At 68.1% G+C, this 13038-nt stretch carries 12 protein-coding genes and 1 tRNA gene; 6 read left to right on the top strand and 7 right to left on the bottom strand.

The genetic code is table 11. The annotated features are described in order from the left end of the window. Positions 1-51 precede the first annotated feature (51 nt). Together ACO07K_RS27845 and ACO07K_RS27840 are read left to right on the top strand one after the other, a co-directional pair. Positions 52-126, top strand: a tRNA-Gly gene (locus tag ACO07K_RS27845). Positions 127-151: 25 nt separating this feature from the next. Then, entirely contained in the window at positions 152-1486 is a 1335-nt protein-coding gene (locus ACO07K_RS27840; protein ID WP_422033669.1) for an enoyl-CoA hydratase/isomerase family protein, read from the top strand. 161 nt (positions 1487-1647) lie between these two features. Here ACO07K_RS27840 and ACO07K_RS27835 read toward each other — a convergent pair whose 3' ends face one another. The 4 genes from ACO07K_RS27835 to pyrC form a co-directional block, all read right to left on the bottom strand. Further along, the gene (locus ACO07K_RS27835; RefSeq protein ID WP_295133027.1) at positions 1648-2238 is read right to left on the bottom strand and encodes an ActR/PrrA/RegA family redox response regulator transcription factor; all 591 of its coding nucleotides are present in this window, start codon (positions 2236-2238) and stop codon (positions 1648-1650) included. 23 nt (positions 2239-2261) lie between these two features. Beyond that, positions 2262-3608, bottom strand: coding sequence for an ActS/PrrB/RegB family redox-sensitive histidine kinase (locus ACO07K_RS27830; RefSeq protein ID WP_422033668.1), 1347 nt, complete (start codon positions 3606-3608; stop codon positions 2262-2264). A 4-nt stretch (positions 3609-3612) separates the two neighbouring features. Next, entirely contained in the window at positions 3613-4410 is a 798-nt protein-coding gene (locus tag ACO07K_RS27825) for an NUDIX hydrolase (RefSeq protein ID WP_422033667.1), read from the bottom strand. Between the two features lie 224 nt (positions 4411-4634). Continuing rightward, the gene (pyrC, locus tag ACO07K_RS27820; protein ID WP_422033666.1) at positions 4635-5705 is read right to left on the bottom strand and encodes a dihydroorotase; all 1071 of its coding nucleotides are present in this window, start codon (positions 5703-5705) and stop codon (positions 4635-4637) included. Positions 5706-5756: 51 nt separating this feature from the next. Between pyrC and ACO07K_RS27815 the strand changes: the two genes are divergently transcribed. The 3 genes from ACO07K_RS27815 to ACO07K_RS27805 are packed head-to-tail and all read left to right on the top strand — an operon-like array spanning position 5757 to position 8457. After that, on the top strand, positions 5757-6812 hold the full coding sequence (locus tag ACO07K_RS27815; RefSeq protein WP_422033665.1) for a serine hydrolase domain-containing protein: 1056 nt from the start codon (positions 5757-5759) through the stop codon (positions 6810-6812). Next, positions 6809-7696: an alpha/beta fold hydrolase gene (locus ACO07K_RS27810; protein WP_422033664.1), complete on the top strand. Its 888-nt coding sequence runs from the start codon at positions 6809-6811 to the stop codon at positions 7694-7696. The genes ACO07K_RS27815 and ACO07K_RS27810 overlap by 4 nt, the downstream gene beginning before the upstream one ends. After that, positions 7693-8457, top strand: a complete 765-nt coding sequence (locus ACO07K_RS27805) for a hypothetical protein (protein WP_422033663.1) — start codon at positions 7693-7695, stop codon at positions 8455-8457. Before ACO07K_RS27810 ends, ACO07K_RS27805 begins: the two co-directional genes overlap by 4 nt. Positions 8458-8543: 86 nt before the next feature. On the opposite strand, the gene ACO07K_RS27800 is transcribed toward ACO07K_RS27805, so the two are convergent. Genes ACO07K_RS27800 through ACO07K_RS27790 form a run of 3 tightly spaced genes read right to left on the bottom strand, consistent with a single transcriptional unit; the run spans position 8544 to position 11553 of the window. Next, the gene (locus ACO07K_RS27800) at positions 8544-9830 is read right to left on the bottom strand and encodes a TRAP transporter large permease (RefSeq protein WP_422033662.1); all 1287 of its coding nucleotides are present in this window, start codon (positions 9828-9830) and stop codon (positions 8544-8546) included. 2 nt (positions 9831-9832) lie between these two features. Further along, complete coding sequence (locus ACO07K_RS27795) at positions 9833-10432, bottom strand: TRAP transporter small permease subunit (RefSeq protein ID WP_422033661.1); 600 nt, start codon at positions 10430-10432, stop codon at positions 9833-9835. A gap of 38 nt (positions 10433-10470) precedes the next feature. Further along, entirely contained in the window at positions 10471-11553 is a 1083-nt protein-coding gene (locus tag ACO07K_RS27790; RefSeq protein ID WP_422033660.1) for a TRAP transporter substrate-binding protein, read from the bottom strand. 302 nt (positions 11554-11855) lie between these two features. On the opposite strand from ACO07K_RS27790, the gene ACO07K_RS27785 reads away from it, so the two are divergent. Then, on the top strand, positions 11856-12824 hold the full coding sequence (locus tag ACO07K_RS27785; RefSeq protein WP_422033659.1) for a hypothetical protein: 969 nt from the start codon (positions 11856-11858) through the stop codon (positions 12822-12824). Positions 12825-13038 lie beyond the last annotated feature (214 nt).

The following is a 13038-nucleotide window of genomic DNA, read 5'->3' as shown; positions in this document are numbered from 1 at the left end:
GAGATACACGATTGGACCTCGGGCGCAACGGCGGGCTAGAATGGCGCCAATGCGGGTGTAGCTCAGGGGTAGAGCGTCGGCTTCCCAAGCCGTAGGTCGCGGGTTCGAATCCCGTCGCCCGCTCCATAATTTTTCGGGCAGGAACGTCGTGATGGATGGCATGGCGCCGGTCGCGGCCAGCGGCGACTTCGCGGCCGACACGGCTGCCTTCTCCACTTATTGGCGCGACAGCGCGGAACGTCTCGCCCGCCTGCCCGCCAAGCCGAACCGCGATGCCGCCGCCTATGATGCCGCCGAGTCTCTCAAACAGGCCGCGCGCGAGGCCCGTTTCGTGTTCCTGCGCCGCCACGCCCGCACGCTCTACGACAGACTGACCGACAATCGCGCCAAGTTCGTGCGCCTCGAGCGGCTGGTCTACGACGCCGCCGCCCTCGTGCCCGGCCTGGCGCCGACTCAAGCCCAAGTCGCGGCCGAAGCCGAGCTGCGCCAGTCCGAGAAGGACGGCGTGGAGATCGACCAGGGCATCCTCTGCAACCAGTTCCTCGCCGATCCCGAGTGCGGCCTGCACCTCTGCCACACCATGCTGCTGCCCCGCGAGGAATCGGCGGAGGCGCTGGCGAAGTTCCAGCGCGACGGCAGCCTCGATCTCGGATTCGCGCGGGTCGAGCGCCAGGGCAAGGCGGCGGTGCTGCTGCTATCGAACCGGCGGTTCCTCAACTCGGAAGACAATGCGACCCAGGCTGCGACCGAGATCGGCGCCGACGTCTGCATCCTCGACCGGCAGAGCGAGGTCGCCGTGCTGCGCGGCGACGTGGTGCCCGAAGGCAAGTATGCCGGCCGCCGCGTCTACAATGCCGGCATCAACCTCACCCACCTCTACTACGGCAAGATCCCGTTCCTGTGGTTCCTGATCCGCGACATGGGGTTCGTGAACAAGATGTTCCGCGGCCTCGCCCGGCCGGACGTGCCACCGGACGAGGTGGCGGGCGATTCGATCGAGAAGCTGTGGATCTCGGCGGTCGAGACCTTCGCCATCGGCGGCGGCTGCCAGATCCTGCTGGCCTGCGACTTCAACATCGCCGGCCGCGACGCCTACATGACCCTGCCGGCGCGCAAGGAAGGCATCATCCCGGCCATGGCGAACCTGCGCCTGTCACGCTTCGTGGGCGACCGGCTGGCGCGCCAGGCGATCATGTACGAGCGCCGCATCGAGTGCGATTCCGAGGTCGGCCGCATGATCTGCGACGAGGTCGTGGCGCCCGACGAGATCGACGCCACCATCGGGCGCGTGATCGACCGGCTGACCGGATCGGGCGCGGTTGGCGCCATCGGCAACCGCCGCGCGCTGCGGCTGGGCGTCGAGCCGCTCGACACGTTCCGCCGCTACGCCGCGCTCTACGCGCGTGAGCAGGCCTACTGCCATTTCAGCCCGGCGCTGATCTCGAATCTCGAACAGTACTGGAACGCCGCCAGCCGGCGGGCCTGATCCATCGGTCATTCCAACGACAATAACCTCACCCTGAGGAGCGGTCCGCAGGACCGCGTCTCGAAGGGTGGGCACGCGCACCAAGCCTGTAGCCCATCCTTCGAGACGGCCCTTCGGGCCTCCTCAGGATGAGGTCAAGGAGTTAACGAACGACAGAAACCTCAGTGCTCGCGCGGGGCGTGCTTGCCCAGGATGCGCTGCAGGGTGCGCCGATGCATGTTGAGGCGGCGGGCCGTCTCCGAGACGTTGCGGTCGCATTGCTCGAACACGCGCTGGATATGCTCCCAGCGCACGCGGTCGGCCGACATCGGATTGCTGGGCGGCGGCGGCAGCTTCCGGCCGTGCGCGGTCAGCGCCTGCTCGATGGCGTCGGCATCGGCCGGCTTGGCGAGATAGTCGACGGCGCCTTCCTTCACGGCGGCCACCGCGGTCGCGATGTTGCCGTAGCCCGTCAGAACGACGATCCGGATATCGGGACGCGCCTGGCGCAGCGGCCCGACGAGCTCCAGCCCGTTGCCGTCGGCCAGCCGCAAGTCGAGCACGGCAAAGGCGGGCGGCCGGGCGGTCTGGGCCAGCGCTTCGGCCACGGAGCCCACGGCGGTGACGATGAAACCGCGTTGCTCGAGCGCACGCGCAATACGGTTGCGGAAAGCTGCATCATCGTCGGCGATCAGCAAGGTACGGTCCTTGTTGTTCGTCGTGCCGGCGATCACAGGCGACAAGGGGCGCGGGGCGCCGCTGTCCTGGGTCATGGCGACTCCTTCGACATCGGCCGCTATGTAGCCTTGAAGACGGGATTTGGCCAGCGCACCGATACGGCGGCCCCGCCGCCCGTGTCGTTGCGGTTGCCGAAGGTCACGTTGGCGCCCGTGCGCTCCAGCAGCGTCTTGGCGATGAAGACGCCCAAGCCCATGTGCCCCCCCTGTCCCTGGCGGGTCGAGATGAACGGTGTGCCCAGCTCGTCGAGCAGCGCCTCGGAGAAGCCCGGCCCGTCGTCGACGACCTCGACCTCCGACCATTCCCGATTCCAGCGGGTGGTCACCCGAACCTCGCGGCGGGCGAAGGACACGGCGTTCTGCACGATGTTTCCGATACCCTGCATGATCTCCGGGCTGCGCAACTGGATGGGTGCCGTCGTCGGCATGCCCTCGCCGACCGGGCCGGCCTCGAAGGCAATGGCGATCTCCTCGCGCGCATAATTCTGCGCCGCGGCCTCGATCAGGGCCGGCAGCGGCACCAGCGTATAGGAATCCGAAACGTCCCCCGCGGGATCGGTCGAGAGCCGCGCCAGGATGGACCGGCAGCGCTCCGACTCGGCGGCCAACAGCTCGACATCCTCGCGCAAGGGATCGTCGAACTCGATCTCGCGCTGCATCTCCTTGGTGATCACGGCGATGGTCGACAGCGGCGAGCCCAGCTCGTGGGCCGCGGCGGCGGCGAGCGCGCCCAGGGCCGAGAGCTGCTGCTCGCGCGCGAGGGCAGCCTGTGCGGCGGCCAGCGCATCGGCCATCTGGCGCGCCTCCTCGGCCGTGCGCCAGCCGTAGAGCGTGATCAGCATGGTGGTGAGCGACAGGCCCGCCCAGACGCCGACCTGGTAGATGTCGGGCAGGTCGGGCGGTGGCCCCCGCCAGGGCAGCGGCTGATAGAACAGGCCCAGCACCGCGATGCTCGCGATCGTGAGCAGGGTGAGTGCCACGTTGCTCGCCAGCGACAGGATGGTGGCGCCGATGGCGACCGGCGCCAGCAGCAGCAGCGAGAACGGATTGCCGAGACCGCCGGTGAGGTAGAGCAGCACGGCCAGCTGCAGGATGTCGAAGGCGAGGAAGATCGCCGCTTCGCGGTCGTCGATGCGCGCCGAGCCCGGCCGGCCGATGCTGACGGTGAGGTTGAGCAGGGCCGAGAGCGCGATCGTGCCGCCGACCGCCAGGACCGGCATGCCGAAACCCAGCCCCCAATGCACGACGGCGGCGGTGAAGGCCTGGCCCGCGACGGCGCCCCAGCGGATGAGGACGAGCGTGCGCAGGCGCACGCCGCCGCGCAGCACGGGCACGGCGCCGGAGCGCCGGGGAGCGGCCAGCGGGGGCTCTGTCGAGGGAGGCGCGTCGTCGTCACGCACCGCCACGACCCTATTCCTCGATCATGAGGTGCTTGCGATGCACCGTGGTGAAGAGTGGAATCCTGCGCTGCACCTTGCGGTCCGGCGGTTCCTTCACCAGCCGGCCGATCTCGCCCAGGATCAGCCCGGTGATGGTCGGCAGCGGCAGCTCGCGCGCCTCGTCGAGTCGCACCCAGCGGATGTCGCCCATCTCGCTCGAATGACGGATCTCGCCCGAGGCATCCTCGGCCCGCGCCATGAAGAACCGCGCATTGAAGCGGCGCGGCCGGCCGGGCGGCGTCACCGCGCGCGCGATCAGGTCGAGACAGTCGAGCGCCGGCGCCATGCCCTGGTCGAGGAAGCCCTTCCAGTGCTCGCCATAGTCCTTCTTCGGCGCGCCACCCTGCAGCGGCTTGCCCAGCATCAGGCCGCTCTCCTCGAAGGTCTCGCGCACCGCGGCGACGGCCAGCGCCCGCGCGCGCTGCGCCGAGGCGGCGCGCATCAGGCGCTCGTTGACGAAGGGATCGAGCGAGGTCGCGACCGGAACGCGCGCATCGTCGGGATCGACCTTGCCGCCCGGGAACACGTAGCGGTTGGGCATGAAGGCATGGGCGGCGGCGCGGCAGCCCATCAGCACTTCCGGCGTGTCGCCCTTCATGCGCACCAGGATCAGCGTCGCGGCATCGCGCGGCCGCAGGTAGGGATAGACCTTGTCGATCTGCTCGACCGGCCGTTCGCTGCCGGGCGTCAGGGGAACCTTGGGGGGATCGTCGTAGCCTTTGTCGGTGCCGCGGACGACGGCGCCGTCGGGAATGCCTCTTTTGCTCATGACAGCAAAGTTAAAGGGTCATCCGGCGCAACGCGAGCGGCATTTGAGCGGGCCTCTCAACGGAGCGCGCCACTTCCTACTCTTCACCTCCCCCGTCACACGGGGGAGGCCGGGAGGGGGAGAGCAACGCGATGATCGTTGGTTCGGAAGAGTTCAGACTCATGGCCTTCCCCCTCCGGCCCTTCGGGCCACCTCCCCCGTATGACGGGGGAGGAAAAGGATTCTTAAAAACTCCACTCGACCGGCGTGTCGGGGCGGAAGACGGTGATGTCCTTGCCACCGCCCGGGACCGCCACGCGGTCGGGGATGTCGAGCGGGCGGGCGTGCAGGGTTACCGTCTCCTCGTTCGCCGGCAGACCGTAGAAGCGCGGGCCGTTGAGCGAGGCGAAGGCTTCGAGATGGGCCAGCGCGCCCTCCTCGGCGAAGACCTGGGTGTAGACCTGCATCGCGACCGGCGCGTTGAAGACGCCGGCGCAGCCGCAGTCGCATTCCTTGGTGTCGGTCGTGTGCGGTGCGGTATCGGTGCCGAGGAAGAACAGGCCGCTGTCGGAGGTCGCCGCCCGTCGCAGAGCGAGACGATGCTCCTCGCGCTTGGCGATCGGCAGGCAGTAGAGGTGCGGACGGATGCCGCCCTTGAAGATCGCATTGCGGTTATAACTGAGATGATGCGGCGTGATCGTGCCGCCCATCCGGCCCGGGTTCGCTTCGACGAAGGCCACGCCCTCGCGGGTCGTGATGTGCTCGAGCACGATCTTGAGCCCCGGATGGCGCTTCAGCAGCGGCGCCAGCACCTTGTCGAGGAACACCGCCTCGCGGTCGAAGATGTCGACCTCGGGATCGGTCACCTCGCCATGGACCAGCAGCGGCATGCCGGCCTTCTCCATCGCCTCCAGCCCTTTCGCGACCTGGTCCATCGAGGTGACGCCGTGCGCCGAGTTGGTCGTGGCATGCGCCGGATAGAGCTTGGCCGCGACCCACACGCCCTCCGCCTTGCCGCGCGCGAGCTCGGCCGGATCGGCGCCGTCGGTCAGGTAGCAGGTCATCAGCGGCTCGAAGTTCAGCGCAGCCGGCACAGCGGCGCGGATGCGCTCGCGATAGGCGCTGGCCTCGGCGACCTTCGTCACCGGCGGCACCAGGTTGGGCATGATGATGGCGCGGCCGAACTGGCGGGCGGTGTGCACGGCGCAGGCCGCCAGCATCGCGCCGTCGCGCAGGTGGACGTGCCAGTCGTCGGGACGGCGGATGGTGATCGACGCGGGGTTCGCAGATGGGGGGGTCGGATGTGCGGAGGCCATGATGCGCTTTCTACGCTTGCTCCCGGACGGGCTCCAATGTTGATTGCAGGCATGAACGACCTGAATGACGCCGTAGCCTTCGCCCTGGCCGCCCAGTCCAACTGGCCCGCCAGCATGTACATGCCCGACGGGCAGTTCGTGATGACCTACGATTCGGGCGAGAAGGCCCCGGACAACGAGGTGCTGGGGCCGGTCACGCCGCGCGGCGGGCCGGCGGGCCTCGTCTATCGCGGCGGCCAGAAGATCGCCGAATGGGGCGACGTCGACCGCGCCGACATGACCTTCAGCGTGGCCAAGAGCTATCTGGCCCTGCTCGCGGGCCTGGCGCTGGGCGACGGGCTGATCAGGAGCCTCGACGACAAGGTCGCGGAGACTGCGCTCGATGACGGGTTCACCAGCGAGCAGAACCGCGACATCACCTGGCGCCACCTGCTGACCCAGACCAGCGAATGGGAGGGCACCGTCTTCGGCAAGGAAGACCGCATCGACCATAATCGCGTAGTCGGCGTCGCCGTTGCCGACGCGCCCAAGGGCACGCGCCGCGCGATGAAGAAGCCGGGCAGCTTCTACGAATACAACGACGTGCGGGTGAACCGGCTCTCGCGCTCGCTGCTGCAGGTCTTCAAGGAGCCGCTGCCGCAGGTGCTGAAGCGGCGCATCATGGATCCGATCGGCGGCTCGCAGGGCTGGCGGTGGGACGGCTACCGCAACTCCCACGACACGATCGACGGCAAGCAGATGCTGTCGGTGCCGGGCGGCGGCCACTGGGGCGGCGGCATCGTCATCTCGGCGCGCGACCTCTCGCTGATGGGACGGCTCGTCGCGCAGGGCGGCGTCTGGGACGGAAAGCGGATCCTGCCCGAGGGCTGGACAAGTGAGCTGGTGAAGCCCTGCCCGGTCGCGCCCTTCTACGGGCTGATGTGGTGGCTCAACACCGGCCGCAAGCAGTTCGCCGCCGCGTCGGAGAGCAGCTTTTTCGCGCTGGGCTGGGGCAGCCACATCGTCTGGATCGATCCCGAGAACGACCTCGTCACGGTGCTGCGCTGGATCGACCGCAAGAAGGCGCCGGAATTCGTCGAACGTCTGCTGGGGGCGATCAAGGCATGAGCCTGGATTTCTCCGCCGTCCCCCGCATGCCGGACGGGCGTACGGCCGCCGAACACATCGAAGAGGTCGCCGCCAAGTCGGAGATCGTGCGCGTGCCGATGGGCAACGGCGGGAAGATGATGTGGCACGTGTTCGGCGCCGCCGCCCACAAACCGATCCTGCTGCTGTTCCATGGCGGCTCGGGCTCGTGGATCCACTGGATCCGCAACGTCCTGCCGCTCTCGGCGCATTTCGCCGTCTACGCCGCCGACCTGCCCGGGCTCGGCGACAGCGACCCGCCCGACGACGTGAACGACATCTGGTCGGTGACGCACTGCGTCGAGGCCGCGATGAAGGAGTTGCTGCCCAAGGACAAGCAATTCGCCATCGCCGGCTTCTCCTTCGGCGGCATGGTCTCGGGCCACATCGCCACGCTCTTTGAGGACCGCATCGAGCGCATCGCGCTGGTCGGCGCCGGCGGCCTAAAAGCCACGCGCAAGCCCGGCGCGAAGCTGCACAAGCTTTTGGCCGAGATGCCGCCCGAGACCCTGGCGGCCGAGGCGCGGCGCAATCTCGAGATCCTGATGCTGCACGACCCGAAGAACGTCGACGGCATCGCGATCCACATGCAGATCCTCAACACCACGCGCGCCAAGACCCGCAGCCGCATCATGGGCCAGGCCTTCAAGCTCAGCGAGGTGCTGCCGCGGGTGAAGACGCCGCTCACCGGCCTCTGGGGCGAGTTCGATTCGACGACCTATCCGCACATCCAGGAACGCATCGACCTGTTCCGCGCCCTGCAGCCGGACTTCGAGATGAACGTCATTCCCGGCGCCGGCCACTGGGTGGCCTACGAGGCGGCCGAGGCCTTCAACGAGGTCCTGCTCCGCGTCCTTGCGAAGTGACGAACGCCCGATCGGCCGCCGCGGTCCTGCTGGCTCTTGCCGCGTCGCCGGCCGCGGCCCAGCAGAACGTCGCCAACAATCCGCTGACCGACATCCCCGCGATCCAGGTGCAGAATTACCTGCAGCCGGTGATGAGCGGCCAGCCGGGCAGCGGTGCCGACCAGCCTTTCCTGCGCGGGATCCTGCCACACGACACGTTCGGCTGGCCGCAGCTCCTGCGCGCGTCGCTGGCCACCGGCACGACGGTCTGGGGACCGGCCGGCACCGAGAGCGGCCTGGGCGACCTCACGCTGTTCGACGTGCCGCTCTTCCAGCTCGCCAATGCCAAGCTGGGCATCGGGCCGCTGCTGATCCTGCCCACCGCCACCAGCCCGGCGCTGGGCGAGCGCAAGTGGCAGGCCGGCGCGCAGGCCGTCGTGAGCGCCCCCTACGCCTGGGGCCTCGTTGCCGCGCTGGTCGCCTACCAGCAGGCCTTCGACGGCAGCGCGCGGTCGCTCACCATCCAGCCCTTCCTGTTCTACAATCTCACCGACGGCTTCTACCTCCGTTCGAGCGGCATCACGGCGATCGACTTCGGCCGCCAGCGGGCGGTCGTGCCGGTCGGACTCGGCCTCGGCCGCGTCAAGCGCCTGAACGACGGCAACGTTCTGAACCTGTATCTCGAGCCGCAATACTCGGTGGTGCAGAGCGGCCCCGGGCAGCCCAGCTTCCAGATCTTCGCCGGCTTCAACATCCAGTTCCCGCCGGGCCGCACGCCCTGAGCACCTACCTCATCCTTCGAGACGCTCCGCTTCGCGGCGCTCCTCAGGATGAGGTAAGTGCTTGAACCGACTCAATTCATTTCCCGTCAGCCCATCACCCAGCGCGGCAGGCCCAGCGCAATGTCGGGGAAGGCCATCAGGAGCAGGATCAGGGCCAGCATCGCGGCCACGAACGGCAGGGCGCCGCGGATTACGTCGGCGATGGCGCCGCTCGTGCGCAGGCTCTGCACGACATAGAGGTTGAGGCCGACCGGCGGCGTCACCAGCGCCGCCTCGATCAGGATGGTGAGCACGATCCCCCACCAGATCGGATCCCAGCCCAGGCCGACCACGATCGGGAACACGAACGGGGTCGTCAGGATCATCATGGAGATGGTTTCCATGAAGCAGCCGAGGATCAGGTAGAAGACGATCAGCAGCAGCATGGTGCCGACCTTGCCCAGCCCGAGCGCGTCGATCGCCTTGGCCACGCCGTCGGTCACGCCGATGTTGGCCAGCACGAAGTTCAGGAACTGCGCGGCGATGATGATCAGCATGATCATCGCCGTGGTCCGCATCGTGCCCTCGAACACCGCCTTGATCATCGGCCAGGACAACGCGCGCTCCCAGGCGGCCAGCACCAGCGCCGCGAAGACGCCCATGGAGGCGGCTTCGGTGGGCGTGGCCCAGCCGGCATAGATCGAGCCGACGACGACGCCGAAGATGAACAGCGGCGCCACCAGGTCCTTCAGGCTGCGCAGCCGGTCGCGCCAGCTGGTCTCGACCGGCGTGCCGCCCTTGGACGGCCAGACCAGGCAGTAGACCAGGATGATCGCCATGAAGAGACCGGTGAGCAGCAGGCCGGGGATCATGCCTGCGAGGTAAAGCCGCGGCACCGAGGTCTGGGTCAAGAGCCCGTAGAGGATGAAGTTGATCGACGGCGGGATGAGGATGCCGAGCGTGCCGCCGGCCGCCAGCGTCCCGAGGAACAGCGGCTCGTCATAGCCGCGGATCTTGACCTGCGGCAGGGCCACCACCCCGACCGTGGCGGCGGTGGCGACGCTCGAGCCCGAGGTCGCCGCGAACATGGCGCAGGTGCCGATATTGGCATGCATCAGGCCGCCCGGCAGCCAGGAGAGCCAGGTCGCGATCGCGGCATAGACGCGATGGGCGATGCCCGAGCGCAGCAGGATCTCGCCCAGCATCACGAACATCGGGATGGCGATCAGGATGTATTCGGAGCTGGCGTTCCACACGATGTCGCCCATCGCGAGGTAGAGCGGGATCGACGAGAAGAACTGGTTGAGCGCCAGGCCCAGCACGCCCATGACGGCGGCGACGGGAACGCTGAGCGCCAGCAGGGCGACGAGGAGAAGGAGAGCCGTGCCGAGCATGTCTACCTCTTGCCCGCCATGTTCGAGGGGCCGATTCCCAGCGATCCCAGTTCGCCCTTCACTTCCTCGTCCTGCGACGGCACGCCGATGGTGGCCGCGACGGTGGCGACGTCGCCGCGCACCAGCGCCAGCAGGCTGCGCAGGAAGGCGAGCACGGTGACGGCCAGGAACAGCACGAAGCCCGCGAACCACGGCGCCTGCGGCCAGGCCAGCGGAATGCGCAGCGGCGTGTTGGAGCGGTTTCCGCCGCTCAGGTTGTCGAGGAAGATCTCGCCGGCGCGGTCGACGATCGCCAGCACCAGGATCGCGAGGCCCGCGATCGCCACCAGGTCGAAGGCCGCCCGCATCCGCGGGCCCAGCGCGCCATAGAGCACGTCGATGCGGACATGGCCGCGCGTCACCAGCACATGCGCCAGGGACCACGAGGTGCCGACCGCGAACAGATAGGCCGCGATCTCGTCGGAGCCGGAGAAGGCGAAGGCCAGCAGCTTGCGGCTGATCACCTCGACCGTGACCACGACCGAAGCCAGCAGGATCATGGCGCCGCCGGCCCAGGCTCCCCAGAGGGCGGCGACCGACGCGCCGCGCCACAGACGTTCCATGTGTCCCCGTCCCCCGAAGGGCCGCCGCGCGGCGAAGCTCAGTTCGCCTTTGCGACGAGGCCGTAGCGCTTGCCGACCATCTCGGTCCACTTGGCCGCGCACTCGGCGCCGCAGCGCTTGGCCCATTCGGGCAGCACGACGTCGTTCAGCGCCTTCTTGACCAGGGCGCGGTCGGCGTCCGTCGGCATCACCAGCTTCAGCTTGGCCGGCGGGCCGACCGAGCACGGGCCGTTGCCGGTGTCGCAGGCGATGCCTTCCTTGGTGTCGGCTTCGACGCTGGCCCAGGCCGCCTCTTCGAGCTTCTTGAACTGGCCCGTCATGAATTCCTGAGTGGGCTTGGAGAGCTTGTTCCAGCTGTTGAGGTTCACGGAGACGAAGCCCGCCGTGTAGCCAAGCGACACGTCGACGACGGTCTTCACCACCTCCGGCCACTTCGCCTGGTAGCCCGGCAGCGTGCCGGTGATGCCGCAGTCGACGACGCCCTTCTCCAGCGCCGGCACGACCTCGCCGAACGGAATGGTGACCGCCGAACCGCCCAGCGCCTTCACGAGGTCGGACTGCGAGACGCCCTGCACCCGCACCTTCTTGCCCTTGATGTCGGCCAGGCTGGAAATCTCGTCGCGGCAGAAGAACACCTGCTGCGGGAAGGCGAAGGTCGACACGATCATCGAGCCGAACTTGTCGCGCATCACCTTCTGCATCTCGGGCATCCAGGCGTTCAGGATCTCGCGCTGCTGGGCCACGTTCGCCGCCACGCCCGACAGGTCCGAGCCCTCGAAGATCGCGGCGCCGTCGTCGACATAGATCGGCAGCGCATGCGCCACGTCATAGACGCCGGACTTCAGCAGCCGCAGCACCTCGGTGCCCTTGAGGTTGAGCTCGGTGATCGACTTGATGTTACCGGTGAGCTTGCCGCCCGAGGCCGCGCCGAGCTGCTCGCTCCAGAACGGGGCCTCGACCTTCTTGTTGATGTTGAGGAAGTTCCACGTGCCGATCACGTTGAACTTCTTGGTGTCGAGCTGGGCCGGCGCCGGAGTCGCGGCCGGTGTCTGCGCCGAGGCCATGCCAGTGCCGCCAACGGCCAACGCCGCCGCCATTCCGAGAAGTGCGGTGAATTTCATCTGTCGCTCCCTGTTCCGCGCCTTTGACCCCGCGCGGTTGCCCGGCGACTCTCGTTCAATTCACCCGGTGAGGCAAGGGCACGGCCGGGCAGAGCGGCTTGCCTGCGGGGCTCGGCCTATCGACTATAGCCCCGTCGTCCTGAGCGGAGCGCCGCAGGCGCGCAGTCGAAGGACCTCTCTTCCGGCGCACGGTGCGCTGAGACGAAAAGAGGTCCTTCGACTACGCTGCGCTCCGCTCAGGACGACGGAGAAATACAAGCGGCAGCCCCACACAGAAGAGGGCGCCCGAACGGAGGAAACGAATGCCCAACCTGCTCTGCGTCGGCACCGCCGGCATGTCGGTGTGGTTCAGCCGCGACGACGGCGAGACCTGGATCCGGCCCTATATCGAATCCGGCCTCTATCTCGAGGCGCGTGTGTGGGCGCTGTCGGCGCACCCGCAGCGACCGGGCGACGTGCTGGCCGGCACAGACTCCGGCCTCTACCGCTGGAACGAGGGCGACCAGAAATGGACGCACCTGCCCTCGCTGCTGGACGGTTACGACATCTGGGCGATGGCGCAGGCGCCGGACGATCCCGACCTTATCGTGGTCGGCACACAGCCCGCCCACATCTTCGTCTCGACCGACGGCGGCAAGAGCTTCGCCGCGGCCGAAGGCTCCTTCGCCGAAGTCTGCATCTTCGTGGGCAAGCCGCGCGTCACTCAAATCATCTTCGACCCGGTCGACAAGGACACGCTGTGGGCCGGCGTCGAGATCGACGGCGTGCACCGCTCGACCGATCGCGGCCGGACCTGGAAGAAGGTGGGCCAGGGCATCAACTCCGAGGACATCCATGGCCTCGCGGTGATTCAGAACGGATCGAAGCTGGTCTACGCCACCACCAACCGCGGCCTGAACCTCAGCCGCGACAATGGCGAGACCTTCGCCTTCCAGGAACTCGACTCGCCCTGGCAGTACACCCGCACCATCGTGCCCCGCGCCGACGGCGACGCGACGGTGTTCCTGACCAACGGCAACGGCCCGCCGGGCTCGACCGGCCGGCTGCTGCGCAGCACCGACCATGGCGCCCACTGGCAGGACGCCAGGCTGCCGGGCGACCTCAACTCGACGCCGTGGACGGTGGCGACGCATCCCTCGAACCCGAAGCTGATCTTCGTCTGCTCCAACCTCGGCCAGCTCTTCCGCTCGACCGACGGCGGCGAGACCTGGACCAAGCTCCCGCGCGAGTTCGGCGAGGTCCGCAGCACGATCTGGCAGCCGCTGCCTTGAATCTTCAAGCGTCGGGCCACCCCTACCCCCTCATCCTGAGGAGGCCGCGCAGCGGCCGTCTCGAAGGATGGGCAACAGACGAGGTGCTCGTTCCCACCCTTCGAGACGCTCACTGCGTTCGCTCCTCAGGGTGAGGCGCTCTAGAAGCCTCGGCGAGCAATATTGTTGCGCGAACGGTTATCAAGTAGGGGTGCGACTCCCATTTCGACTGTTT

It is taken from the genome of Reyranella sp. (assembly GCF_965228225.1).
Taxonomy (GTDB): domain Bacteria; phylum Pseudomonadota; class Alphaproteobacteria; order Reyranellales; family Reyranellaceae; genus Reyranella.
The sequence above is the reverse complement of the archived record's forward strand: the minus strand, read 5'-3'. Positions and strand labels throughout refer to the sequence as shown.